The sequence below is a fragment of the Telluria sp. PB2R4 genome (genome assembly GCF_059685695.1).
Genome location: NZ_JCASIC010000004.1, coordinates 72,212 through 97,872 on the forward strand (window position 1 = coordinate 72,212; position 25,661 = coordinate 97,872).

Annotated in this window: 20 protein-coding genes; 10 read left to right on the forward strand and 10 right to left on the reverse strand. The window is 67.3% G+C overall.

Translation table 11 applies throughout. The annotated features are described in order from the left end of the window. The first annotated feature begins 28 nt into the window (after positions 1–28). Both AC56LU_RS08770 and AC56LU_RS08775 read left to right on the forward strand, forming a co-directional pair. Positions 29–691: a response regulator gene (locus tag AC56LU_RS08770; RefSeq protein ID WP_497175205.1), complete on the forward strand. Its 663-nt coding sequence runs from the start codon at positions 29–31 to the stop codon at positions 689–691. After that, positions 688–2,055: an ATP-binding protein gene (locus AC56LU_RS08775; RefSeq protein ID WP_497175206.1), complete on the forward strand. Its 1,368-nt coding sequence runs from the start codon at positions 688–690 to the stop codon at positions 2,053–2,055. The genes AC56LU_RS08770 and AC56LU_RS08775 overlap by 4 nt, the downstream gene beginning before the upstream one ends. On the opposite strand, the gene AC56LU_RS08780 is transcribed toward AC56LU_RS08775, so the two are convergent. Beyond that, the gene (locus tag AC56LU_RS08780; RefSeq protein ID WP_497175207.1) at positions 2,045–2,833 is read right to left on the reverse strand and encodes a LytR/AlgR family response regulator transcription factor; all 789 of its coding nucleotides are present in this window, start codon (positions 2,831–2,833) and stop codon (positions 2,045–2,047) included. The genes AC56LU_RS08775 and AC56LU_RS08780 overlap by 11 nt on opposite strands. Before the next feature lie 2 nt (positions 2,834–2,835). Next, positions 2,836–3,957 carry a sensor histidine kinase gene (locus AC56LU_RS08785; protein WP_497175208.1) on the reverse strand — a complete coding sequence of 374 codons (1,122 nt, stop codon included), beginning with the start codon at positions 3,955–3,957 and terminating at the stop codon, positions 2,836–2,838. Positions 3,958–4,080: 123 nt separating this feature from the next. On the opposite strand from AC56LU_RS08785, the gene dacB reads away from it, so the two are divergent. The 5 genes from dacB (at position 4,081) to AC56LU_RS08810 (ending at position 9,886) form a co-directional block, all read left to right on the forward strand. After that, positions 4,081–5,565 carry a D-alanyl-D-alanine carboxypeptidase/D-alanyl-D-alanine endopeptidase gene (gene dacB, locus AC56LU_RS08790; protein ID WP_497175209.1) on the forward strand — a complete coding sequence of 495 codons (1,485 nt, stop codon included), beginning with the start codon at positions 4,081–4,083 and terminating at the stop codon, positions 5,563–5,565. Further along, the gene (locus tag AC56LU_RS08795) at positions 5,562–6,251 is read left to right on the forward strand and encodes a transglycosylase domain-containing protein (RefSeq protein ID WP_497175210.1); all 690 of its coding nucleotides are present in this window, start codon (positions 5,562–5,564) and stop codon (positions 6,249–6,251) included. The genes dacB and AC56LU_RS08795 overlap by 4 nt, the downstream gene beginning before the upstream one ends. Before the next feature lie 19 nt (positions 6,252–6,270). After that, a complete protein-coding gene (locus AC56LU_RS08800; protein WP_497175211.1) occupies positions 6,271–8,430 on the forward strand; it encodes a TonB-dependent receptor plug domain-containing protein in 2,160 nt (719 codons plus the stop codon). A gap of 64 nt (positions 8,431–8,494) precedes the next feature. After that, positions 8,495–9,622, forward strand: coding sequence for a branched-chain amino acid ABC transporter substrate-binding protein (locus tag AC56LU_RS08805; RefSeq protein ID WP_497175212.1), 1,128 nt, complete (start codon positions 8,495–8,497; stop codon positions 9,620–9,622). Positions 9,623–9,634: 12 nt separating this feature from the next. Continuing rightward, positions 9,635–9,886, forward strand: coding sequence for an antitoxin Xre/MbcA/ParS toxin-binding domain-containing protein (locus AC56LU_RS08810; protein WP_497175213.1), 252 nt, complete (start codon positions 9,635–9,637; stop codon positions 9,884–9,886). Positions 9,887–9,993: 107 nt separating this feature from the next. Here AC56LU_RS08810 and AC56LU_RS08815 read toward each other — a convergent pair whose 3' ends face one another. The 8 genes from AC56LU_RS08815 to AC56LU_RS08850 all read right to left on the reverse strand — a co-directional run bounded on the left by AC56LU_RS08815 (position 9,994) and on the right by AC56LU_RS08850 (position 20,183). After that, a complete protein-coding gene (locus tag AC56LU_RS08815; RefSeq protein WP_497175214.1) occupies positions 9,994–10,158 on the reverse strand; it encodes a hypothetical protein in 165 nt (54 codons plus the stop codon). A gap of 89 nt (positions 10,159–10,247) precedes the next feature. Further along, the gene (locus AC56LU_RS08820; protein ID WP_497175215.1) at positions 10,248–11,975 is read right to left on the reverse strand and encodes a response regulator; all 1,728 of its coding nucleotides are present in this window, start codon (positions 11,973–11,975) and stop codon (positions 10,248–10,250) included. Then, positions 11,962–13,452, reverse strand: coding sequence for an ATPase domain-containing protein (locus tag AC56LU_RS08825; RefSeq protein WP_497175216.1), 1,491 nt, complete (start codon positions 13,450–13,452; stop codon positions 11,962–11,964). The genes AC56LU_RS08820 and AC56LU_RS08825 overlap by 14 nt, the downstream gene beginning before the upstream one ends. A 162-nt stretch (positions 13,453–13,614) precedes the next feature. Continuing rightward, positions 13,615–16,047, reverse strand: a complete 2,433-nt coding sequence (locus AC56LU_RS08830) for a TonB-dependent receptor plug domain-containing protein (protein ID WP_497175217.1) — start codon at positions 16,045–16,047, stop codon at positions 13,615–13,617. A 113-nt stretch (positions 16,048–16,160) separates the two neighbouring features. Beyond that, positions 16,161–16,688: a PH domain-containing protein gene (locus tag AC56LU_RS08835; protein ID WP_497175218.1), complete on the reverse strand. Its 528-nt coding sequence runs from the start codon at positions 16,686–16,688 to the stop codon at positions 16,161–16,163. Between the two features lie 133 nt (positions 16,689–16,821). Beyond that, on the reverse strand, positions 16,822–18,651 hold the full coding sequence (locus AC56LU_RS08840) for a M61 family metallopeptidase (RefSeq protein ID WP_497175219.1): 1,830 nt from the start codon (positions 18,649–18,651) through the stop codon (positions 16,822–16,824). Between the two features lie 182 nt (positions 18,652–18,833). Then, the gene (locus AC56LU_RS08845; RefSeq protein WP_497175220.1) at positions 18,834–19,298 is read right to left on the reverse strand and encodes an RcnB family protein; all 465 of its coding nucleotides are present in this window, start codon (positions 19,296–19,298) and stop codon (positions 18,834–18,836) included. Between the two features lie 102 nt (positions 19,299–19,400). Then, complete coding sequence (locus AC56LU_RS08850) at positions 19,401–20,183, reverse strand: PhzF family phenazine biosynthesis protein (protein WP_497175221.1); 783 nt, start codon at positions 20,181–20,183, stop codon at positions 19,401–19,403. A 98-nt stretch (positions 20,184–20,281) separates the two neighbouring features. Here AC56LU_RS08850 and AC56LU_RS08855 point away from each other — a divergent pair, with 98 nt between their 5' ends. From AC56LU_RS08855 to AC56LU_RS08865, 3 genes are all read left to right on the forward strand, one after another. Beyond that, on the forward strand, positions 20,282–23,464 hold the full coding sequence (locus AC56LU_RS08855; protein ID WP_497175222.1) for an error-prone DNA polymerase: 3,183 nt from the start codon (positions 20,282–20,284) through the stop codon (positions 23,462–23,464). Between the two features lie 79 nt (positions 23,465–23,543). Continuing rightward, positions 23,544–23,918, forward strand: coding sequence for a COG4315 family predicted lipoprotein (locus AC56LU_RS08860; protein WP_497175223.1), 375 nt, complete (start codon positions 23,544–23,546; stop codon positions 23,916–23,918). A gap of 112 nt (positions 23,919–24,030) precedes the next feature. Further along, complete coding sequence (locus tag AC56LU_RS08865) at positions 24,031–25,629, forward strand: DUF4139 domain-containing protein (protein WP_497175224.1); 1,599 nt, start codon at positions 24,031–24,033, stop codon at positions 25,627–25,629. Positions 25,630–25,661: the final 32 nt, after the last annotated feature.

Genomic DNA, 25,661 nt, shown 5'->3' on the forward strand with positions numbered 1-25,661 from the left:
ACCAGCTGGTTTCAAGAACGGGGAATTCATGCGGCTATTGCTGGTAGAAGACGATACGATGATCGGCGAAGTAGTGCTCGACCTGTTACGGGCCGAGCACTACGCCGTCGACTGGGTCAAGGACGGCGAAATGGCCGACACGGCCCTGCTGCAGAACCAGAACTATGACCTGGTCCTGCTCGACCTTGGCCTGCCGCGCAAGGACGGGCTGGAAGTGCTGCGCTCGATGCGCACGCGCAAGGACCGCACACCGGTGCTGGTGGCCACCGCGCGCGACTCGGTGGCCCAGCGCATCGCCGGGCTCGACGCCGGCGCCGACGACTACGTCCTCAAACCCTACGACCTCGACGAGCTGCTGGCACGCATCCGCGCGCTGCTGCGCCGCGCCGCCGGGCGCGCCGAACCGATCTTCGAGTACAAGAACATCACCATCAACCCGGCCACCCGCGAAGTGCTGGTCGACGGCACCCAGGTCGCGCTCTCGGCGCGCGAATGGGCGGTGCTGGAAGCCCTGGTGGCGCGGCCCGGCGCCGTGCTGTCGCGCGCCCAGCTGGAAGAAAAGCTGTACAGCTGGCGCGACGAAGTCTCCAGCAACGCGGTCGAGGTCTACATCCACGGCCTGCGCAAGAAGCTGGGCAGTGACCTGATCCAGAACGTGCGCGGCGTCGGCTACATGGTGCCGAAGGCATGAGTTTGAGGTCGAAATTCAGGCCCAAGGTCACGCACTCGCTGCGTGGGCGCCTGCTGTGGTACCTGCTGGCGGCGATCACCATCGCCGCGCTGGCGCAGGCCTCGATCGCCTACCGCACCGCGCTGCACGACGCCGACCAGATCTTCGACTACCACATGCAGCAGATGGCGCTGTCGCTGCGCTCGGGCACGCCGCTGTCGAACACCGAGGCGCGCGAGCGGCTCGAGGCGCGCGCCGAGAGCGGCGGGAACGACGACATGGTGGTGCAGATGTGGTCCCCGGACGGCGTGCAGGTGTTCCACAGCGTCTCGCGCGCCAAGCTGCCGCAGCGCGCGGTGCTTGGCTTCTCCAACGTCAAGGCCAACGGCACCGTGTACCGGGTGTTCTCGATCCAGGCCGAGAACCAGACCGTGCAGGTGGCGCAAGACCTGGCCGTGCGCCGCAACATGGCCGGCAACCTCGCGCTGCGCACGCTCGGGCCGATCGCGGTGATGATGCCGATCCTGATGCTGGTCGTGTGGTGGGTGGTGAGCGGCTCGCTCGACCCGGTGTCGCGGGTGCGCAAGCAGGTGGCGTCGCGCCAGGCCGACGACCTGTCGCCGGTGTCCGAAGCCGGCCTGCCGGACGAGGTGCGCCCGCTCGTGCAGGAACTGAACCTGCTGTTCGGGCGCGTGAAGACCGCGTTCGACGCCCAGCAGACCTTTGTGGCCGATGCCGCGCACGAGCTGCGCACGCCGCTGGCGGCGCTGCGCCTGCAGGCCCAGAGCCTGGAGCGCGCCGAGACGCTCGATGCGCGCAAGCTCGCCGTATCGCGCCTGACCGCCGGCATCGACCGCGCCACCCGCCTGGTCGAACAACTCCTGGTGCTGGCGCGCCAGGAAGCGACCGCCGCCGCCGGCACCGCATCCAGGCCGGTCGACCTGGCCGACCTGGCGCGGCGCACCGTGGCCGACCTGGCCGGGGTGGCCGCGGCCAAGGGCGTCGACGTGGGCGTGCACCAGGCCGAGCCGGCCACCGTGGAAGGGCAGCCGGACGCGCTGCACATCCTGCTGCGCAACCTGGTGGACAACGCCATCAAGTATACGCCGGCGGGCGGCACGGCCGACATCTCGGTGCGGAGTGGCGGTGGAAAAAACGGCGACACGGTCAGCGTCACCGTCGAGGACAGCGGCCCGGGCATCCCGCCCGACGAACGCGAACGCGTGTTCGACCGCTTCTACCGCGTGGCCGGCAGCGAGGCCGCGGGCAGCGGGCTGGGGCTGGCGATCATCAAGGCGATCGCCGAGCGCCACGGCGCCACCCTGACGCTCGGCGAGTCGGAACGCCTGGGCGGCCTGTCGGCCACGGTCAGTTTCAGGTCCTGAACCGGGGCCCGGGAGGCTTGCTTGCTGACAGGGCCAGTTTCAGTGCACCCGCGTAGCGCTCGCTGACCGCCACCGCCTGTCCTCCGCGCGTGGTCAGCCAGTAGCTGCCATCGCCGCGCGTTTCCAGGCTGGCGATCTGGCTGCGCCGCACCAGGGTGCCGCGGTGCACCCGCACGAACGTCCCCGGCACCAGCAGGCCCTCGAGCCGGCTGAGCGTCATCCGGTGCAGCACGGTGCGCCCCGCCAGGTGCAGCTCGACATAGTTGCCCGCCGCTTCGATCCGCAGGATGTCGCTCACGCTCACCTGCTCGATGCGGCCGACCGAGCGCACGCTGATCATCTCCGGATATGGGGTGCTGTCCGCATCGACATAGCGGCGCAGCGCCGCGCCATAGGCCTCGCGCTGGCGCTGGCGCAGCATGCTTGCCGCGCGCTCGACGGCCAGGGCCAGGCGCGCGTCGTCGATCGGTTTCAGCAGGTAGTCGAGGGCATGCACGTCGAAGGCCTCGACGGCATGCTCGCTGTAGGCGGTGACGAAGACGATCAAGGGCGGCTCTTTTAATCGACTGAGCTCGCGCGCCAGTGCCAGGCCGCACTGTCCGGGCATCTGGATGTCGAGGAACAGCAGGTCAATGTCATGTTCGGCCAGCGCGGCGCGCGCCCCCGCGACCCCGCCGCACTCCGCCACCAGCTGCCACCCCGGATGGGCTTCCATTGCCAGGCGCAGGTTCACCCGGCCTGGCATTTCATCGTCGACGAGAAGAAAGCGGATCGCCATGTTCAATGCTGGCTTGCCAGCGGCAGCCGGACTTCGGCGACGAAGCGATCGCCCTGCAATCCCGCACGCAGCGACGCGTCCGGGTGCATCAGCCGCAGGCGGTCCTGGGTGTTGGCCAGCCCGAGGCCGGCGCCCGGGTTGGCCGGCCTGCCGTCACGCGCCGGATTGGTGACCCGCACCAGCAGGGCCTGCGCTTCTTCGATGAAGGACAGGTGGATGTCGCTCGGCCCCTCGCTGCAATCGAGGTCGTGGCGCAGCGCGTTCTCGACCAGCGGCTGCAGCAGCAGCGGCGGGCAGGCGACCTCGTGCAACAGCTCGCCCGCGCCGTCGATGTGCATGCGCAGCCGGTCGCCGTAGCGCAGGCGCTGCAGGTCCAGGTAGTCCTGCACGAAACGCAGCTCGGCCGCAACGGTGGTCGCGGCCTTGGCCGCGCTGTTCGTGCCTGCGGCGCTGGCCGACAGCACGTAGCGCAGCAGTTCGCTCAAGAGGCCGATGCCGTGCAGCGCCAGCGGCTTGTCGCCGCTGCGCACCAGGGCGCTGATCGCGTTCAGGGCGTTGAACAGGAAATGCGGTTCGAGCTGGGCGCGCAGGGCCAGCATGCGCTGCTCTTCCAGGGCCAGGCGCAGGTTGAGCATGTCGGTCTGCGAGCGCTGCCACGCCAGTTCGCGCTCGCGCGACTGGCGCGAGTAGAAGAAGGCAAGGATGGCGGCAAAGGTGCCGGTGGTCGAAAACCAGCCGACCAGCAGCATCTTCAGCAGCAGCTGCCAGGCGTCCTCCGGGCTGGCGATGTCGAGCATCCCGCGCTGCCAGGCCATCCAGGTCCACTGGGCCGGCTGGAACAGCAGCACCAGGCCGGCGAACATCGCCACCACGTTGCGCGGGCGCGCGAGCAGCGCCGGCCAGCGGCGCAAGGCCATGCTCAAGCCGCAGCTCAGGACGATGAGCGGCAGCGCGTATTCGACGAACCAGGTCGCCAGCAGCGCCGGATAGTGGCTGGAGACCCCGGCGCGCAGGTTGTCGCTGTAGGTCTGGAGCGCGCCGAGGACACTGATGGCGGTCCACAGGCAGACCACCGTCAGCACGATCCTGGCGTAGGGCTTGATACGATGGAGGGAAGACTTCATCGGCAAAAGTATAGCAGCGCGCCACCCCTCCCAAACCGGCGGCCGGGCGAGGCCGTCACACGGAACCGGCGTTTCATCACATTTGTGCCGGCAGCCTGCCGGATGCTGCGCACAATAGGCGTCATGCCTATTCCCGCTTACCAGATCATCCGCATCGCAAGCGCACTCTGTACCGTGCTTGTCCTGGCAACGGCAAACGCCGCCGACACCGTGCCGTCCATCGTCCGGCAGGAACTGGCGCGCCAGGGCATTCCTCTCGATGCACTGAGCTACCAGGTGGAACCCCTGGACGGAAAGGCACCAGGATACGCGCAGGGTGCGCACCGTACGGTCAACCCCGCGTCGGCGATGAAGCTGGTGACGACCCTGGCCGCTCTCGACATGCTGGGGCCGGCCCACCGCTGGACCACCTCGATGTTGTCCGAGGCGGCGCCGGCAGACGGCGCCTTGACGGGCAACCTGTACCTGCTGGGCGGCGGCGAGCCCAACCTGACCTGGGAACGGATCGGCGCCATGCTGCGCACGCTGCGCAACAGCGGCGTCAATGCCATCGGCGGCGACCTGGTGCTGGACCGGTCCCTGTTCCGGCCGGCCCGGTCCGACCTCGGGGCGCCGCCCTTCGACGACACGCCGGACGCCGCGTATAACGTGATTCCCGACGCCTTGAGCGTGTCCGATTACCTGATCAGCTACACGCTGTCATCGGATGCTTCCAGCGTGGCGGTGCGCACCGCGCCGCCGCTGTCCGGGGTGAGCGTGGTGAACGGCCTGGTGCTGGATGATCGGCCATGCAGCGCGTGGCAGGACGCATGGCGGCAACCGGCCGTGCAGCGCGAGCCTGGGGCCGGCGGCGGCGTACGCATCGTGCTGGCCGGCGCCTTTCCGCGCCATTGCAAGGTGGAGGTCGACCTGAGCACCCTGGAGCGCGACCTGTACCTGGAACGCCTGGTACGCGCCCTCTGGCAGGAGTTGGGCGGGCGGTGGAGCGGCCGGGTGCGCGAAGGCATGGTCCCGGCGGGGGCGGTGAAGCTGGTCGAGCGCCAGTTCGACACCCTGGGCGAGACTGTCCGCCCGGTCAACAAGTCCTCGCATGCGGTCAAGGCGCGCATGCTGTACCTGACCCTGGGTACCACATCGGATAGCGACGCCGGACAGCCCACGCTCGAGCGCGCGCGCCGGCGTGTGCTCGACTGGATCGCCGGGCAGGGCGTGGACGCCGCCGGCATCGTCATCGACAACGGCGCCGGGCTGTCGCGCGACGAGCGGCTCAGTGCTGCACAGCTGGCGGCGCTCCTGAAGGCGGCGGCCGCCAGCCGCTGGTACCCGGAGTTCGCCGCCAGCCTGCCGATCGTGGCGCTGGACGGCACCATGAAGAGCCGCATGAAAGGCACCGTCGCCGCGGGCAATGCGCGCCTGAAGACCGGAACGCTGCGCGATGTCGCGGCGCTGGCTGGCTATGTGCGCGACGTGCGCGGACAGGACTGGATCGTGACGGCATTCGTCAACGACCCGCAGGCCGAGCGGGGCAGGGCGGTGCTGGACCAGCTGGTGACCTGGGTTGCCGCGGGCGGCGCCGCAGCGGCAAGGCCGGAAGGACAGCACCGATGAGGCCTCCAGGCGACCGTAGCCTGCTGTTCGCGCTGCCGGCTTGCGTGCTGCTCTATCTCCTGATCGTCGGCTGCTGGGCCTGGGCCACCTTCGACCAGGCCATGGCCGGTGCACGCCTCCTGCCGGAGGCACACCTGACGGCGAGGCAGACACGCATCCTGACGCTGGTCGAAGACCCCGGCTTCTTCGCGCATCGCGGCGTCAGCCTGGGCCGGGGCCAGGGTTTCGCCACGATTTCCGGCGCCGTCGCGCGCGATGTCTACCTCGATGGCGTGGATATGGAAGGGCCGGCAGGCGCACTCCAGCAGCTCTACCGCGCGGTATTCGCCTGCTGCAAGAGGGTCGATCTCGGCCGCGACCTGATGGCGGTGGTGCTGAACGCCAGGCTGTCCAAGGAGCGGCAGCTGGCCGTGTACGTGTCCCAGGTGTATATGGGAACCCACGGTGGCCGCCAGGTTCGCGGATTGCCTCAGGCCGCCCACGGCTATTTCGGCAAAAGGCTGGGCGAGACCACGGACGACGAATTCATTCGCCTGGTCGCCATGATCAAGGCGCCCAACGGTTTTCATCCCGCCAGGAACCCGGATGCGCACGCTACACGTTCTGCACGCGTTCGCGCCCTCGTCGCCGGCCAATGCCGGCCCGGCGGATGGTTCGATACCGCACTCGAAGGCTGCGGCCACTAACCCCTACCGGCTACACACCATGCGAATCACTCGAAACGGCAGCGCCGGCGCGTTGCTGCTGGCGGCGCACGTCTGCGCCCTTGCCCAAACCTCCGACCAGACTGCCCCGCAACCCATGCAGCAGGTGCTCGTCAGCGCCGGCGTGGCAAGCGTCCGCGCGGAATCGACCACCACCGCCGTCGTCGTCAAGCGCGACGAAATCCTGCGCCACGGCGATGCCAGCCTGGCCGAGGTGCTGAAACGCCAGCCCGGCATCACGCTCGACGGCAGCCCCGGCAAGGAAGCCACGATCCGCATGCGCGGGATGGGCGGGGGCCATGTGGCGATCCTGCTTAACGGCCTGCCCGCTCCGGGCGGATTCTCGCTCGAATCGATCAGCCCGGAGCTCATCGAACGCATCGAGATCGGGCGCGCACCCACAGCCGAGACCAGCAGCCAGGCCATGGCCGGCACCATCAACGTGGTCATGCGGCGCGCGGGCCCACCGAAGAACGGCACGGCCAACGAGGTCAAGGTGGGCAGCGCCTTCCAGCGGGGGCACGCGGCTCCGCAACTGCTGGCCCAGCACAGCGGCCGCGCCGGCACGCTTGCGTACACGCTGGCCGCCACCTTCAAGCGCAACCTGAATCCGATCGCCGCCCTCACCACCGAGCGGGGATCGGATCCGGCGCTGCTGCGCCGCACGTCCTGGACCGACGAGCAGGTCGAGGACGTGCTGGAACTGGCGCCGCGCCTGGCCTGGCAGCCGACCGCGCTGGATAGCATCACTTCGCACAGCTATGTGCGCCGGCGCCACATCGACAACCGCAAGCGCGAAAGCGAGACCACAGACATCGGCAGGCCGACCGCGTTCCCGCACGCGACCCAGCGCTTCGAGACGCGTCCCCTGCATGCCTATGCCGACCTGGCCTGGACGCGCAGGTTCGCCTCCGGCGCGCGCCTGAGCGCCAAGCTCTCCGGCTTCGCCATGACGCGCGAGGCCGATTTCGTCTTCCGCGGCATGGACCTGGACGACCGGCTGCGCGAATCCCATTTCGTTGCCTCCGGCGCGGACGAACGCGAATGGATTTTCAACGGCAGCTGGCGCCGCCCGCTATGGGGCAGCCACGCGCTGGCCGCCGGCTGGGAGTTCGGCCGCAAGCGGCGCAGCGACGACCGGCGCGAACGGCATGCCGACCCGCAGGATGTCCAGCTGCTCACCAGCATCGAAGCCTACCGCGCCAGCGTGTCGCGCAGCGCCTTCTTCATCCAGGACGAGTGGGACATCGGCGCGGCATGGTCCGCCTATGCCGGCCTGCGCCGCGAAGACTTGCGCACCACCGGCGAAGGCAATGCGGCGGCGCCGGTCGATGTCGATGCGGGCGCCTGGAGCCCGGTCCTGCAGGTGCTGTTCAAGCCGGGCCAGGGGGAGGGCGAGGGCACAGCCGGAGCGCGCGACAATCTGCGCTTCGCCGTCAGCCGCACCTACAAGGCGCCGAGCATCGTCCAGCTGATGCCGCGCAGGTACACCGTCGACAACAACAACAGCGCCACCAACCCCGACCAGCAGGGCAATCCGCGCCTGCGGCCCGAACTGGCCCGGTCGGTCGACCTGGCCTGGGAGCGTCATTTCGGGACCGGTGGCATGGTCGGCATCAGCATGTTCCACAAGCGCATCCGCGACATCACGCTGGTGCGCATTGTCGACAGTGGCGGCGTGTGGACCGCCATGCCGGAGAACGGCGGTAGCGCGACCGTGCGCGGCATCGAGTTCGAAGGCAAGACCACGCGCGGGCCGTTGTCGGCGCGCATCAACCTGGCGCGCAACTGGTCGCGCCTGGACAGCGTGCCCGGGCCGGACAACCGCATCGAGGACCAGCCGCCGTACAGCGGCAACCTCGGGCTCGACTACGTTGCGCCGGCCGGACGGTTTGAGGCGGGCGGCACCTGGACCCGGCGCGGGCCGCTGGTCAGCCGGTCGAGCGCGCTGATTTACAGCGCCGACGGCAGCAAGCGCCAGCTCGACCTGTATGCGGTATGGAAGCGCGACGCCGCAGCGCGGCTGCGGCTGTCGGTGACGGGCCTCGGACAACGCAACTACCGCGAAGACCTGCGGTACGAAGCGCGCAGCTCGCTCTTGCGGTCCACCGTCTACCAGCTGCGCCCGAGCTTGCGCCTGGTGTGGGAACAGTCGATGTAAGCGTCCGGCAGGCGCGGCGCCGTAAAAGGTAGAATGGCCGTTTTCCCTGATGAAGAAGCAATCGATGAAGAAGCTAGCATTCGCCTTGGCCGCGCTGTCGGTAACTGGCGCCGTATCGGCACAGGAAGTCGTGAAGATCGGCCATGCGGCCGCCGTGACCGGCCCGGTGGCCTACTTCGGCAAGGACACCGAGAACGGTGCGCGCATGGCGATCGAGGCGCTCAACGCCAGGGGCACGCTCATCGGCGGCAAGAAGGTCCGCTTCGTGCTGGCCGCCGAAGACGACGGCGGCGACCCGAAGCAGGCCACCGCGGTGGCGCAGAAACTGGTCGACGCGAAGATTCACGGCATGGTCGGCCACGAGACCTCTGGCACCACCATCCCGGCGTCGAAGATCTACCATACCGCCGGCATTCCGCAGATTTCGCCCTCGTCCACCTCGCCGCAATACACCCGGCAGGGCTTCAATACCGCCTTCCGGGTGGTGGCCAACGACGTGCAGCTGGGCCAGGCGCTGGGCCGCTATGCAGTCGGCAACATGCAGGCCAGGCGCGTCGCCGTGGTCGATGACCGTACCGCCTACGGCCAGGGACTGGTCACCGAGTTCTCGCGCAGCCTGCAGAAACAGGGCGCCAGCGTGGTCGCGCGCGAGTTCACCAACGACAAGGCGACCGACTTCAGCGCCATCATCACGCGCATTCGCGCAACCAAGCCCGACCTGGTCTTCTTCGGCGGCATGAGCGCGACCGCCGGCCCGATGCTGCGCCAGATGAAGCAGCTCGGCATGAACGTGCGCATGATGGGCGGCGACGGCATCTGCTCGGACGAGATCCACAAGCTCTCGGGCGGCACCATGCTCGATGGCCAGGTAGTGTGCGCGGAAGCGGGCGGCGTGCAGGGCGAAGCCCGTGCCGCCATGGACCGCTTCCGCGCCGATTACAAGAAGCGTTTCGGCATCGACGTCCAGATCAATGCCCCATACGCCTACGATGCGGTGATGACCATGGCCGCGGCGATGCAGAAGGCCGGCTCCAGCCAGCCGGCGGCCTACCTGCCGGTGCTGGCCAGGATCCAGTACAAGGGCGTGACCGGGCCGATCGCATTCGATGCGCGCGGCGACATCCGCGACGGCACCATCACGCTGTATTCGTTCAAGGGCGGCAAGCGCTCGCTCTTGAACGTTACCAAGTAAGGAGATCGCACCATGGCGAGTAACGAGGCGCTCAATTCCGAAGCTTTCGCGGCGCTGCAGGCGCGCGTCAAGCAGCAGTCGCGCAAGGCGCAGGCCTATTACACGGTAATGCACGAAGTGCGCGGCATCGTGGATGGCGACGAAGCGGCCAGCGCCTGGATGAATGAAGCCGTGCAGGCGCTGGGCGGCAAGACCCCCGCCGAAGCGGTGGGCGAGGGACGCGAGGAAGAGGTGCTGGCCTACGTCCGCTCGCTGAAGAAGTAAGCGCGCCTTAAAACACGCCGAAAAGCAGGAGCACGATCAGCGTCAGCACGATCGAGACGGCGATGGAGCCGAGGCAGCCGAGTTTGTTCGAGAAAAAAACGAACATCTCAGTCCCCCGGTCCTTCGCCGGGCATGGTGTCGGCCATCAGCCTTAGCTCTTCCGGCGTCAGCTCTTCAGGCTTCTTGTTTGCGAGGCCGTCAACGTCGTTTATAGCCGACACGTCTTTCTGCTGGTCCTGTTGCTGCTCCTGCGATTTCTGTTCATTGTTCATGATGCGCTCCCTGAATGCCATGCCCATGCGGGTAATGAGCAAAGTGTGGCACAGAGTCGCTTTCGGCGGCGCGTGCCGCAACTGCGGAGTTACTGCTTCAGTGCCGGCGCAGGGGCGCGGCCGAGCGCGCGATCGACGCTGCGCGCCAGTTCGGACAGCTGGAAGGGCTTGCGCAGCAGGATGTCGTCGCCCAGCACCGCGTCGATCGCATGCATGTCGGCGTAGCCGGTGGCGATGATCATCGGGATGCCCGGGTACACCTCGCGCGCGCGCGTCATCAGTTCCGTGCCGGTGATCCCGGGCATCAGGTAATCGGTGATGATCAGGTCCGGGCGCCCTCCCTGCAGCGCGCGCAGGGCGGCTTCGCCGTCGGCGGCCTGGGTGACCGCATGTCCGAATGCCTCGAGCGACGAGACCATGGATTCTCGTACGATCTGATCGTCCTCGACCACCAGGATGCGCGAGCCGGCCCGCGCATCCTGGACGGCTGCCGGCATCAGAGGCAGCTCGGCGCCGGCGGCGGCGCCGTCCCAGGCGCGCAGCCAGATCTCGACCGTGGTGCCGGCTCCCGGCTGGCTCAGGATGCGCGCGGCGCCGCCCGACTGGCGCGCCATGCCATACACCTGGCTCAGTCCCAGGCCGGTGCCCTTGCCGACCGCCTTGGTGGTGAAGAACGGCTCGAACACCTTGGCGATGAGCTCGGGCTGCATGCCCGGGCCGCTGTCGGTAACCGCGATGCGGACGTAATCGCCGGGCGGCAGCAGCCCCTCCGGCGGCTGCGCTGCCGCGGCATGGAAGACCAGTTCGCCGCTTTCTTCCATCGCGTCGCGGGCATTGATGGCCAGGTTGAGCAGGGCCATTTCCATCTGGTTGGCATCCGCCACGACCTTCGGGCAGGCCGGGTCGACCTCGAAGCGCAGGCGGATCCGCGAGCCCACCGACGCCGCCACCAGCTCGCGCACGCCGTCGAACAGGGCGCCTGCCTCGGCCTGGCGCAGGTCGAGGTTCTGGTTGCGGGCGAAGGCCAGCAGCTGGCTGGTCAGCTTGCCGCCACGCTGGCAGGCGCGGCGCGCGATCTCGGCGCGCTGTCGCGCCACCTCGTCCTTCGACAGCAGCAGGATCAGGTCCATGCTGCCCTGGACCACGTTGAGCAGGTTGTTGAAGTCGTGCGCGATGCCGCCGGTGAGGCGGCCGACCGCTTCCATTTTCTGGAACTGCACCATCGCCTGCTGCACCCGTTCGCGCTCGATCACCTCGTTCATCAGGCGGTCGTTGGCCTGGGCCAGGGCGCGGGTGCGTTCCTCGATGCGCGACTCGAGGGTCTCGTTGAGCGAGAGCAGGGCCTGGCGGCTCTCCTGCAGCGAGGCGGCGGTACGTTCGCGCTCGGCCAGCAGGTCGCGCGCCTGGTACTGGCGGCGCCGCGCGCGCAGCGCGGAGCTGGCCGCGCTGCGCAGCGTCTGGGCATTGAGCGGCCGTTCGAGCAGGATGATGTTGCCGAGCTCTTCCAGCCGGGCACGGGCGCCGTCGGGCTGCAGGCCGATCATTTTTGCCAGCAGGATCACGAACGGAAAGTCCGACCACGGTTCCTGGCGCGCCAGCCAGCCGTACAAGGGCGCGAGGTTCACTTCGTGCAGCGCTTCCTCGGCGATGATCGCCGTGCCGGCTCCCTGCGTGATGGCCTCGGCCAGTTCGGTGAAGTTGTGGACGATGTCGCAGGCGCCGCCGGTCCGTCCCAGGACGCCGCACATGACTTCGGCATCGCGTCCACGCGGCGCCAGCAGCAAGATACGCTCGTCGTTTGTATCAGATGTCTGCATGCGTCTCGTTGGACATCATCGGCGTCGTGCCGCGGTAGCTGGGCAGGCCGGTGAGCACGCCTTCGAAACCGATCAGGGCGTTGCCGACGCGCACGCCGTCGCTGCTCAGCTGCATTTCATGGATGGTGAGTGCATGCTCGGCGGCGCGGCTCTTGATGACGGTCAGGGCGCGGCGCAGCCGGCCCTCCGACTCGAAGAAGCGCATCAGGATCGTGCTGTCGCTCAGGTAGCTCAGGTCGACATCGGATTTCACTTCGCCGATGATGCCGTGCTGGCCCAGTACCAGCAGCGTGGTCACGCCCTGCTGGTTCAGGTAAGACAGCAGTTCGTGCATCTGGAGCAGCAGGTACTGCTCGCCGGGCATGGCCTGCAGGTAGGCATTCAGGCTGTCGATCACGATAAAGCCGACCCGTTCGCCCTCGACCGCGTCGCGCAGCATCTGGGCGAACTGGCCCGGCGACAGCTCGGCCGGGTCGATATGGTGGAGCTTGAGCTGGCCCCGGGTGACAAAGGGACGCAGGTCCATGCCGAGCGCCACGCCGCGTGCGAAGAAGGTGCCGAGACCTTCGTCGAACAGGTAGCACGCGGCATTTTCGCCGCGCTCGAGCGCGGACAGCAGGCAGCGCATCGACAGGGTGGTCTTGCCGATGCCGGACGGACCGACCATCAGGGTATTGGTGCCGCGCACCAGGCCGCCGCCGAGCAGCGCATCGAGGCCGCTGGAGCCGGTTGAGCGGACGGCCGCGACGAAATCGGCGTTATGTTCGGCCGCCACCAGGCGCGGAAACATGGTGATGCCGCCGGTGTTGAGCACGTAGTCGTGGTAGCCGCCGCGGAAGCGCACGCCGCGCATCTTGATGATGTTCACGCGCCGGCGTTCGGTGCCGAATTCCTTGGCGATCTGCTCCAGGCTGATCACGCCGTGCGCGATGCTGTGCAGGTGCTGGTCGGACATGCCGGTCTTGTCGTCGAGGAGCAGGACGGTACAGGCGCGGGCCGAGAAGAACTGCTTCAGGGCCAGGATCTGGCGCCGGTAGCGCAGCGGGTTCTGCGCCAGCAGGCGCATTTCCGACAGGCTGTCGAACACCACGCGGACCGGCTTGACCGCATCGACCTGGTTCATGATATTGCGGGTGGTTTCGCCCAGCTCGACTTCCGACGGATGGAATACCGACTGCTGCGCGTCCAGATCGAGTTCGGTGTCGCCAGCCAGTTCGAAGATCGACAGCGCATCGATGTTCCAGCCGTGGCTGGCCGCGACCGCCTTCAGCTCGTAGGTGGTCTCGGACAGCGTGATGTAAAGCCCCTTTTCGTCCGCCGCCAGCCCTTCGAGCAGGAACTGGAGCCCGAGCGTGGTCTTGCCGGCGCCGGGCGAGCCTTCCACGAGGTAGACCCGTTGCGGCGTGAGGCCGCCGCCCAGGATGTCGTCGAGTCCGGCGATACCGGTGGAAACGCGGGTATGTACAGTGCTGTTCATCATACTGCCTGTCGGTGCCGCTTGGAAGCGGCAGGAATGTCGAAGTTAACATTCATTATACGCACTGAATCCCGCGTTTCCGTGCCCTCGCGCACACCGCTCATCCATATATGAAAAGGGGCGCCATGGCGGCGCCCCTTCGGATGGCCATCGGATCGCGAATCAGAACCTGTGCGACAGGCGCGCGAACCAGGCCGCGCCGTTCAGGCCGAACTGCACGCTCTCGTACTTGAAGCCGTTGTCGGTCTCGTTAGGATCCTGCACGCTCGGCTTGACGTCGAAGATGTTGGTGCCCCCGACAGTGAACTTGGTTTTCGCGTTCAAAGCCCAGGTAAAGGACAGGTCGGCCGAGGTCTTCGCTTCGTAGTACTGGTTCGGCACCGGCGGGCCCGAGAAGGTGCCGAGGGTCTGCGGGCCGAAGTGCACGATGCGCAGCGCGGATTCAAACTTGCCCTGGGTGTAGTCGAAGCCCAGGGTCGCCTTGCGGCGCGGCGCGCCTTCCTCGATGAACAGGCGTTCGCGTTCGGACAGCAGCACGTCCTCGAAGCCCTGCAGTGCGCTCGGCGCGTGCACGCCGGTCACTTCGGTCTTGCCGAAGTTCATCGCCAGGAATGTGTTCAGCTTGCCGGCGCCCAGATCCGAGCGGTGCGACAGTGTCACGTCCAGGCCTTGGGTCCTGGTGTCCACCGAGTTGACGAAGAACTGGGCCTGGCCCACGCCCAGCTGCTGCAGGGTGGCGCCAAGGGCAGGGTAGTTGTCGGCGTCGAAGCGGCCCGACAGCACGATGCGGTCGTCGATGCTGATGCGGTACAGGTCGGCGGTAAGCGACGTTACCCCGTTCGGCGTCCAGGTCAGGCCAAGGGTGTAGCTCTTCGATTCCTCTTCCTTGAGCTGAGGGATGCCGGCGGCATTCGCCACCGGGCCGCCGTTCGGCGCCAGCACCACGTCGAGCGGCTGGCCGCTGACGAAGTCGGTGAAGGTCGAGGAGAAGTACACCTGCTGCAGCGAGGGCGCGCGGAAGCCCGTGCTGGCCGAGCCGCGCAGCAGCACTGCCGGGTTGATCCGGTAGGCGCCGGCCAGCTTGCCGGTGGTGGTAGCGCCGAAGTCCGAATAGCGCTCGTGGCGCAGCGCGGCCTGCAGCTTGAAGCGCTCCGTGACGTCGGTCTCGATGTCGAGGTAGGCGGCGTTCGAGTGGCGGTCGCTGTCGGTCACGTCGCCCGGCTGGAAGCCGGGGAAGCCCTGGCTACCCGCATTGCCGCCGATGCCGACGCCGTCGGCGTCGATGTACGAACCCGGCTCGCCCGCCGCGATCTTGTAGTTCTCGCGGCGGTGCTCGAAGCCGAAGGCCACGTTCATGCCGTTGCCGATACCCTCGTAGAAGCGCGAGAAATCCAGGTTGGTGGTCGCCTGCTTGAACGAGAAGCCGCCGGCGTCGAACATGCTCGCGCTCCTGCCCGGCCCGCCGCCCAGCAGGTCGAGGTTGGCGATCGACGCGTTGAGCGTGTTCGCGATGGTGTAGCGCATGCGGTTGTGGCCGAAGGTCTGCGACAGGTCGGTGTTCCACTCGCCCAGGCGGAAGCGGTAGCCGGCGGTGCCCCAGTGGTCGTTGATGTCGCCGTTAATGAAGGGAACGAAGCCGTTCGGGTACATCGCGGCCGAGTTACGCGAGGGGATGTCTTCCGAACCCAGGCCTTCGCGCGCCCAGGCGGCCGAGGACGCGTCGCGGTTCTGCGCGCCGGCGGTGACGTACAGCTTGCCCGGGCCAACCGGGAATTCGCCGTTCAGGTACACGGTGCTGTTCTGCGACTTGGTGTCGCCGATGATGCGCGGGTTGCCTTCCTCGGCGCGGTTGGAGCGGCCGCGGTCGTAGTACTCGCCTGTGATGCCCAGCACGCCGCCGCCCACGGCCAGGCCGCAGTAGGCCGAGGCCAGGTAGTTGTCGCCGTCGCCCTCGGTGTACTGGCCGAAGCCGGTGACCATCTCGCAGCCCAGGCTCTTTTTCATCTCGATGTTGATCACGCCGGCGATCGCGTCCGAGCCGTACTGCGCGGCGGCGCCGTCGCGCAGCACCTGCACGTTACGGATGGCCATCACGGGAATCGCGTTCATGTCGGTGCCGGTGTTGCCGCGGTTGCGCGCGCCGAACAGGTTGACCAGCGCGGTGGTGTGGCGGCGCTTGCCGTTCATCAGTACCAGGGTCTGGTCGGAACCCAGGCCGCGCAGGGCGGCGGAGTCGACCAGGTCGGCGCCGTCGGCGCCGGTCTGGCGCGTCGAGTTGAACGAGGGGGACACGTTGTTCAGCACCTGGGCCAGGTCGAACTGGCCACCCTGTTCGGTGGCCTTGGCCATCGGGATGAGGTCCACCGGCACCGGCGAGTCGACATCGGACAGGTTGCCGACGCGGCGCGAGCCGACGATGTTGATGCTCTGGATGCCGCCACCGCTTTCGGTGCCGGCGGCCGCCGGCGTCCCTGCAGCAACAGGCGTCGTGGGCGCCGTGCCCTGGGCGTGGGCGGCCGGGTTCAGGACAGCGAATGCGGCCCCGCCATACAGGGCGAGCAGGATCGACTGGGGAAGGCGTTTGAGTGTGAGCACTGGTTTCTCCGGGAAAATTGAATACTAAACAATCCCACGGCTGAGCACCAAGGCGCTGTATCATTAACGCAACGTTGTCAATATATAACTATGCCTTATGGGTTGAGAGCACGCTACTGCCTGGCGCGCAGCAGTCCCGCGATGTCGTCCAGTTTCGCTTCGATCGAGCGCAGCACGACGAGCTGGGCATCGGTCGCGCCATCCTGGGGCGCATGGCGCAGGGCTTCGCGCGCGCGCATGATCTGCGTCCGGAATGCCTGGGCATCGATGATGCCGGTCAGGTGCATGTCCGACGCCTGGCCCGCGCTATGGCCGGCGGTTTCGAACTTCAGGGTACTCAGGTTGAAACGCCGCAGGATCGGACCTTCGATGAAGGTCACGTCCTGGATGTTCTCGAGCGGGATGGTCTTTTCGGTGGTGACCAGGATGCCTTTCCGGTAGCGCAGGCTGCGCTCGCCCAGGTGGCACTCGAGGCGGTCGAAATAATGCCGTGCCCACCAGCGGCCCACGCCCAGGAACCAGACCAGCGCCAGCGGAATGCCGACGACGGTGCCGATCATGATGACCCCGATCTTCAGCACCAGGAAGGGCTTGATCAGGGGATTGAACTGGGCGTGGACGCCGGTATCGTCTTTGCTCATGGCAGGCTGGATCGACTGGTTGGGTGATGGCGCATTCTATGCCGCAAAGCGGCTGAGCATGAAAAAACCGCGGCGCCGATCTTGCCGGGGCCGCGGTTGCATGGCGGGCGCCGCAGCGCCGCTCAGTCCGTGATCAAGGCTTCTTCGGCGCTGCCGGTTCTTCTTTGGGCCATGCCACGCCGAGCCAGGACGCATTCAGCGCCTTCTGCGCGGCGGTCGCCTTGTCCGCAGCCTTCACCTTGGCCTTGCCTTTCGGCTGCTGCAGCGGCGAGAGCGGCACTTCCACCAGTTCGTCGCGGCGGAACAGGTGCAGCTTGAACGGGCCGGAGGGTGCGAGCGCCATCTTGTCGCCGATGTCCTTGCTCGACACGCGCAGGCCGTTGACCGCCACCAGCGTGTCGCCGGAGACCACGCCGGCCTTCCACGCCGGGCTGTCGCGCTCGACGACCGTCACCACCGCCGGGTCGCTGCCTTCGCGCAGGCTCCAGCCGGCCCACCATTCGGTCTTCTGCTCCTGGTCCTTCGGCACGTCGACCAGCTTCTGCAGGCCGACCTGGGCCAGCAGGGTGTCGAACGGGATCTCGGCGGTGCCGTCCACGTACTGGGCCCACCAGCCGCTCCAATCCTGGCCGCTGACGCTGCGCAGCGCGGCCAGCACCGCCGCCACGTCGTAGCCGCCCTGGGCGGTCGGGTGCTTCTCGAACAGGATGCGGTGCATGTCTTCGAGGCCGCGCTTGCCGCCGGTCTGGCGGCGCAGCTCGATGTCCATCATCAGTGCCAGCACCTGGCCTTTTGAGTAGATGTTGACCGAGGCGTTGCGGGCGCGCTCGCCGCCGCCGGCGATCCACTCGTCGAAGCTGGCGTCGGCCGCGCTTTGCTGGAAGCGGCCCGGCTGGTGCAGGTAGTCGTCGATCAGCTTGGCGTAGTTCTCCAGGAATTCCTCGCGCTTCTGCAGGCCGGCGCGCAGCAGGATCAGCTCGTCGTAGTAGGAGGTGTGGCCCTCGGCGATCCACAGCAGGCGGTTGTAGTTTTCGTTCTGGTAGTCGTAGGGCACCATCTCCTTGGGACGGTAGGCCTTGACGTTCCAGGTGTGATAGAACTCGTGGGCGGCGACGCCCAGGAAGCCCAGGTAGGCCTTGCGCGGCGCGAAGGTCCAGCGCGGTTTCTGGATCACGGTGGAATTGGCATGCTCGGTGGCGCCGCCGGCGCCGTCGGTGGCGTGGACGATGAACAGGTAGCGCTGGAACGGATACTTGTTACCGTAGAGTTTCGCGGTCTCGGCCACGATCTTCTTCAGGTCGGTCATCATCTGCTTGCCGTCGTGGTTGCCGCGGCCCCAGAGCGCCAGCTCGATGGTGCGGCCGTCCACCTTGTCGGTGTAGAACTCGTGGATGCCGGTCTCGATCGGCGCGTCGATCAGCACGTCGTAGTTCGGCGCCACGAAGCAGTGACCGCAGGCGCCGGCATCCATGCCGGAGCGCGACTGCCAGCCCTGCGGCACATCCAGCTTGACCTTGACCGGCTCCTTGCGGAAGGGCGCGGCGTAGACGAACACGCCGCTGGCATCGAGGTAGGCGTGGGTATCGTCGATGTGGCGGGTGCGCTCGCCCAGCATGTTGGCGTACAGCTCGTACTGCACCGTCACCGCGTCGCCCGGTTTCGTGCGGACCTGCCAGGTGCCCTTGTCGGTCTTGGCGACCGCCAGCGGCTGGCCCTTGGCGTCGAAGGCCTTGAACAGGCGCACGCCATTGGCCAGGTTGAGCATGTTGTAGCGGCCGGTGCGCCAGTTCGGCATTTGCACGTCCAGCGTGGTGCCGGTGGTCGCGGGGAAGGTGGCGCGTACTTCGGCCAGGTGCTGTGCCGCATTGGTAATGCGCAGCTGGTAATCGACATCGGCGCGCGCGGTAGCGCTGGCGCCGAGCAGGATCACGGGGAGGGCGTAGGCAAGGAAGGGTGGTTTCATGTCCGCGGTAGGGAATGAGCCCGGGATGAGCTCTTTATTGTGCGCGAAAGTGTATACCAGCTTGCCGTGCGAGAACAGCGCCGGATGCCTGTATGTACGGGCGCCGGCCTGCAAGCGAACAGGCCACCCAAAAAAAGAACCGCGCCGTTTTCCGTGGCGCGGTTCGTGTCGGGAGGTGCTGCTTAGTTGCTCAGCAGGACCTGTGCGATCAGGCCGGTGGCGATGGCGGCCAGTACGTAGTCGTTGCCGGCGCGGACCCAGTGATGGCCGCGCGGCGGCGCGCTCAGATGGCGTTGACGCCAGTCGGTGACGACGTAGCGGCTCCCACGGTACTCGGTGCCCAGGCGGTGGCCGCGGCGCAAGTCGTGACGCGGTCCGGCGCCGCGCCGGTCGTCGCGGTGGTATTGACGGGCGTCGTAATAGCGGTCGTTGTTGCGGTAATCGTTGCCGTGCGCGCCGTTACGGCGGTCGTTGTCGTAACGGCCGCGGTCACGACGATCGTTGTCATAACGGCGGCTGTCCTGCCCGTAGGCGTTGCCGTTGCGGTGGTCACGTTCGTAGCCATGGTCGCCGCGTTGGGCGAAGGCGCTGCTGCTGGTAGCCATGGTCAGCGCCATCAGTGCCGATGCGATCAAAGTCGATTTCATTTTTCTCTCCTGGTGACGCGGTGTGCTTTCGCGATGTGTCCATTACACCGCGAACCCGACCGGACAGGTGAAGCGAACCAGTAAGGAGTGCTACCAAACGTATCAGCCTCGATCGAAGGAGCTGACCACGGCAGCTGGCGCTGCGCGGCCGCCGACGAGGATGGCGTCGTGTTCCACCCGCGTGCGAATCAGGCAGGACTGGCCGGCGGCACGTCCCTGCAACAGTGTGATGCCCTGGCCGAGCAAGACGGTGAGCGCGCCCGCAGCCACGCCGGTGGCGCTGTCTTCCAGCGCCGGGTCGAGATGGTTGAAGTTGCGGCCTTCAAAACAGCCATCCGGCAGGCGGCACCAGGCGTAGATGCCGTTGATGCCGGCTTCCTTGCCCCAGGCGGTAATCGACTCGAGGTCCGGACGCAATCCGTGCAGCGTCGCTGCGTCGGCGACTTCGACCAGCAGTTTCGGGCTGCCGACCGACGCAACGCGCGGTGGTGACAGCGGTACCAGGCCGGATGCTGTGAGCAGGTCGGGTGGAATGACTGGCTGCGCCACCTCCTGTGGCCGCAGACGGATGTAGAAGGCATCGTCGCCGCGCAGCAGTTCCAGCCGCTGTCCACGCATCGCCGTCGTCAACGAAAGCAGGCCGGCATCGGGCTGGCGCGCGAACAGTACGTGGGCCACGGCCAGCGTGGCGTGCAGGCACAGGGGACTGCGCATGTGCGGATAGTAGAAATCGACCACGTCGCCATCGAGGTAGACACACGTGGTGTGGCGGGATTGTGCGAGCGCGCGCCGCGTCTCTTCGCCGGTGGCTGCGCCTTCGATGACGAGGGCAGGGTTGCCATCCCCGGTGTGCTCGCCAAAACACTTCAGTGCACGGATCTGCATGAGAATCCTTGTCGATCGGGTCGTCTCGGTTATACTGTGTTTTTATACAGTATTACTGGTTTGACTAGCATTGTATCCCCATTGCCTAGCGCCCGCCGATGACCGATCCGCTTTCCACCCCACCCCAGGCGTTGCCTCCCTACGCGGAGCTGTTCTGCCTGTCGAACTTCTCCTTCCTCGAAGGCGCCTCGCATGCGGAGGAACTGGTGGCGCGCGCGGTGCAGCTCGACTATTTTGCGCTGGCGCTGACCGACGAATGTTCATTGGCCGGCGTGGTGCGCGCCCATGCCGAGGCGAAGAAGGCCGGCATGCCCCTGGTGATCGGCGCCCACTTCCACCTGAAGAACGCGGATGGCAGCCCGGCGCTGTCGCTCATCCTGCTGGCCAAGAACCGCAACGGCTACGGCAACCTGGCCGAGTTCATCACCCTCGGCCGCACGCGCGCCGAAAAGGGCACGTACTTCCTCACGCCGGACGACCTGGCCCGGCCCGCGCCCGCCTACGCCCACCTGAAGCACATGCCCGACTGCCTGGCGATCCTGCTGCCGCACTATCCGTCGCACGAAGCGCTGGATGTCGACCGCCTGCACACGCAGGCCGCCTGGATGGCTACCACCTTCCCGGGCCGCGCCTGGCTCGGCCTGGTGCTGCTGCACCGCGCTTTCGATGAGCCGCACCGCGAGACGCTGGAAGAAGTGGGCTGGCAGCACGGCTTGCCGATCACGGCGCTGGGCCACGTGGTGATGCACGTCCGCTCGCGCAAGCCCCTGCAGGACACGCTCACCGCCACCCGTTTGAAGAAGCCGGTGGCCGAATGCGGCTACGGCCTGGCGCAGAACGCCGAGCAGCACCTGCGCTCGCGCCTGCGCCTGTCGAACGTTTACGGGCGCGATGCGCTGGCCGAAACGGTGCGCATCGCGCGCCTGTGCACCTTCTCGCTGGATGAGCTGCGCTACGAATACCCGGATGAAGTGGTGCCGCCCGGCATTGACGTCAGCAGCTACCTGCGCCAGCAGACCTATATCGGCGCGCACCGGCGCTTCCGCGACGGCATCCCGGCCAAGGTGCAGGCCCAGGTCGAGCACGAGCTGGCGCTGATCGCCGAGATGAAGTACGAGCACTACTTCCTGACCGTGTACGACATCGTGCGCTTCGCGCGCTCGCAACACATCCTGTGCCAGGGCCGCGGTTCGGCCGCCAACTCGGCGGTGTGCTACTGCCTCGGCATCACCGAGGTCGACCCGGCGCGCGCCAGCCTGCTGTTCGAACGCTTCATCTCCAGGGAGCGCAACGAGCCGCCCGATATCGACGTCGACTTCGAGCACCAGCGCCGCGAAGAAGTCATCCAGTACATCTACCAGAAATACGGGCGCGAGCGGGCGGCGCTGGCGGCGGTGGTGATCAGCTACCGTCCCAAGAGCGCGCTGCGCGACAGCGGGCGCGCGCTCGGCATCGACCTGGCCATCGTCGAGAAGGTGGCCAAGACCCACCACTGGTTCGACAGCCGCGCCGATTTGCTGGGACGCCTGGCCGAAGCCGGACTGGACCCGGAATCGCGCCTTGCGCAGCAGTGGGCCACGCTGGCCGACAAGCTGCTGAACTTCCCGCGCCATTTGTCGCAGCACCCGGGCGGCTTCGTGATCGCGCGCGGCAAGCTGTCGCGCCTGGTGCCGATCGAAAACGCGACCATGGCCGACCGCAGCGTCATCCAGTGGGACAAGAACGACCTGGAAGAACTCGGCCTCATGAAAGTGGACGTGCTGGCGCTGGGCATGCTGTCGATGCTGCGCCGCGGCCTCGAACTGGTGGGCCAGCGCTACGGCAACCTGTTCGAGATGCAGGACATACCGCCCGACGACACCGCCACCTACGACATGATCTGCGCGGCCGACACCGTGGGCGTGTTCCAGATCGAGTCGCGCGCGCAGATGAGCATGCTGCCGCGCATGCGGCCGCGCCGCTTCTACGACCTGGTCATCGAGGTGGCGGTGGTGCGGCCGGGCCCGATCCAGGGCGGCATGGTGCACCCGTATCTGCGGCGGCGCCAGGGCTTCGAGAAGGTGGTGTACCCGAGCCCGGAGATGAAGGTGGCGCTCGAGCGCACCCTGGGCGTGCCGATCTTCCAGGAGCAGGTGATGCAGGTGGCGATCCTCGGCGCCGGCTTCACGCCCGGCGAAGCCGACCAGCTGCGCCGCGCGATGGCGGCCTGGAAGCGCAAGGGCGGGCTGGAGAAATACTACGACCGCATCGTGCGCGGCATGCTGGAGCGCGGCTACACGCTGGAATTCGCCGAGGCGATCTTCAGCCAGATCCAGGGCTTCGGCGAATACGGCTTCCCGGAATCGCACGCGGCCAGCTTCGCGCTGCTGGCCTATGCCAGTTCCTGGCTCAAGTGCCACGAGCCGGCGGCGTTTCTCTGCGCGCTGCTCAACAGCCAGCCGATGGGTTTCTACAGCCCGTCGCAGCTGGTGCAGGACGCGCGCCGCCATGGCATCGAGGTGCGCCCTGGCGACGTCGCCATCAGCGGCTGGGATTCGGCGCTGGAAGAACTCGACCCGCATGACCGTACGCGCCAGCCCGCGGTACGCCTGGGTCTTTCGCTGCTGCGCGGCTTGAAACAGGAAGTGGCGCTGCGCATCGAGATGGCGCGCGCGGTGCGTCCTTTCGACAGCGTGGCCGACCTGGCGCGGCGCGCCGGGCTGGATCGCGGCGATCTGCAGGTGCTGGCCGGCGCCAACGCGCTGCAGTCGCTGGCCGGGCACCGGCGCGAGGCGCTGTGGCAGGCGGTGGGCGCGGTGCCCGACAAGGATTTGCTGCGTCCGACCACGCCGCAGGAGGAGATGCCGGAACTCGCGGCGCCCTCGGAGGCCGACGAGATCGTGGGGGACTACCGCGCACAAGGTCTCACGCTGGGCCGCCATCCGTTGGCGCTGCTGCGCGAAGGACTGCTGGCCAAGCGCTTCATGCCGGCCTCCACGCTGGCCGGTTATGCGGACGGCCAGCTGGCGCGCGCCTGCGGCCTGGTGACGGTGCGCCAGCGCCCGGGCACCGCGAAAGGCGTGCTGTTCATGACGCTGGAAGACGAGACCGGGAACATCAACGTGATCGTCTGGCCGACGCTGGTGGAGCAGCAGCGGCGCGAAGTGCTGAACGCGCCTTTACTGGGCGTGTACGGCGTCTGGCAGAAGCAGGGTGAGGTGCGCCACCTGGTGGCCAAGCGGCTGGTGGACATGTCGCATTTACTCGGAAAGCTGCGCGCGCCGAGCCGCGACTTTTGCTGAGGGTGGTCGGCGCTGCCGGCCGCGCTTCCCGATATCCGTCCTATACTGGACATGCACAGTCGATTTCCGGGAGGTCGTCATGAACACCATGTATTCCGTATGTGCGGCGCTGGGCGCCGTGTGCGTGCTGTCCTCGGCCGGCGCCATCGCGCAGCCCGTCAATGTGGCTGATGGCGTGCTGGTCAATGGCGCCGGCATGACCATCTATACCTTCGACAAGGACGTCGCCGGCTCCGGCAAAAGCAACTGCAATGACGGGTGCGCGAAGATGTGGCCGCCGGTCCCCCTTACCGTGGAGTGGATCGAATCGCCGTACTCGATCGTCACGCGCGATGACGGCACGAAGCAGCTTGCCTACAAGGGCAAGCCGCTGTATGTGTACGCCAGGGATGCCAAGCCCGGCGACCGCAAGGGCGACAAGATGAACGGTGTCTGGCACGTGGTCACCAATTAAAACGGCCTGAAACGTCTCGTTACACAAGAGAAGCCATTTGGTGGATTTGTGTGTTTTTCCTATGTTGGCGATCTGCTACTCTCATGGAATCATTCTATTTTGAAAGATTCCGATGGCGATCCAACAGCAATGGTCCGTGGTCCTGGCGCTCGTCGCCTCCAGCGCATCGGCCATCGACGCCCCGATCCAGAGCGTCACCCTGTATCCCGGCAGCGCCACGGTGGAACGCGTGGTCCAGGTGGCGCCGGGCATGACCCAGGTCGAGATCACCGGCCTGCTGGCCAACTTCAACACCGACACCGTGCGTCTGCAGGCCGACCCGGGCATCCAGGTCGGTCAGGTCGTCACGCGCGACCAGCGCGGCGTCGACAGCCCCAGCCCGCGCGAGGCGGAACTGGAAGCGAAGGTCCAGGCGCTGCAGGACCAGGTCGCGGCGATCGATGCCGAGATCAAATCGGCGCAGCTGGTCCAGGGCTACCTCGAACGCCTGGGCGGCGGCGAGCATGGCGCGGGCGCGCCGCGCGACGCCAATGCCTTGCTGGGCACCCTGGAGGCGATCCGCAAGGGCGGCAGCGATGCCCTGGCCCGCATGCACAATGCCGAAGTCAGGAAGCGCTCGCTGACGAAGCAGCTCGACGTCCTCAAGCGCGACCTGGCCAAGGTCCAGGCCAGCACCCGCGAAAGCCGCAGCATGACGGTGGCGGTCGCGGTGCGGCAGCCGGGCAAAATCCTGCTGAGCTACCAGGTCAACCGTGCCGGCTGGAAACCGGCCTACCGCGCCTCGCTCGATTCGAACGCGTCCACCGTCGAGCTGGAGCGGATGGCGGCGATCTCGCAAAAGACCGGCGAGGACTGGAGCCGTGTCAAGCTGCGCCTGTCGACCGGCCAGCCGAACCTGAGCGTCCAGGCGCCCGATCCTTCGCCGTGGCTGTTGACCTGGCAGCCGCCGCAGGTGGCCCAGGAAATGATCCAGTACAACTACCGGGCGCGCTCGATCGCGCCGCCGGCGCCGCCGGCGCCCGTGATGGTGAGCGGCTCGCGCGTCGCCCAGGCCGACGACTACATCGCCCCGGTCATCGAAACGCAAGGCGCCTTCACCACCGAGTTCGAGGTGCCGGCCCAGGTCGACCTGGCGTCGGACGGCCGCGAGATCTCGGTCGCGCTGTCGACCCAGAAGCTGCCGGTCAAACAGCAGGTGCGCATCGCGCCGCGCGACAACAAGGATGTGGCGGTGCTGACCATCGATGCCGCGCGCCCTGACGGCGACTGGCTGCCGGGCCAGGTGCAGCTGCGCCGCGACGGTTCCTATGTCGGCGTACTGTATTGGAACCCGCGGGCCAGCGAGCGCCTCGGCATGGCTTTCGGCCGCGATCCGCTGGTGCGGGTGGCGATCGAGCGCCGCAACGAGAAGTCGGGTGAGGTCGGCCTGTTCAACCGCGAAAACCAGAAACGCATCGCCGATACCTACGTGGTAACGAGCTTCCACCGCCAGCCGGTCGATATCCTGGTGCTGGAGCCGACCCCGGTCAGCCAGTCGGACAAGATCGGCGCCAAGGTCAGCCTGAGCCCGGAACCGACCATCAGGGATTGGCAGCAGCGGCGCGGGCTGGTCGGCTGGGAACGCACCCTCAAGCCGAACGAGACGGCGCGCTTCCATGTCGACTACGTGATCGACTATCCGAAAGAGGGGACGGTGCAGGGCCTGCCGTAAGGCGGGTGGCGGGGGGGGGCGTGTCCGCACAT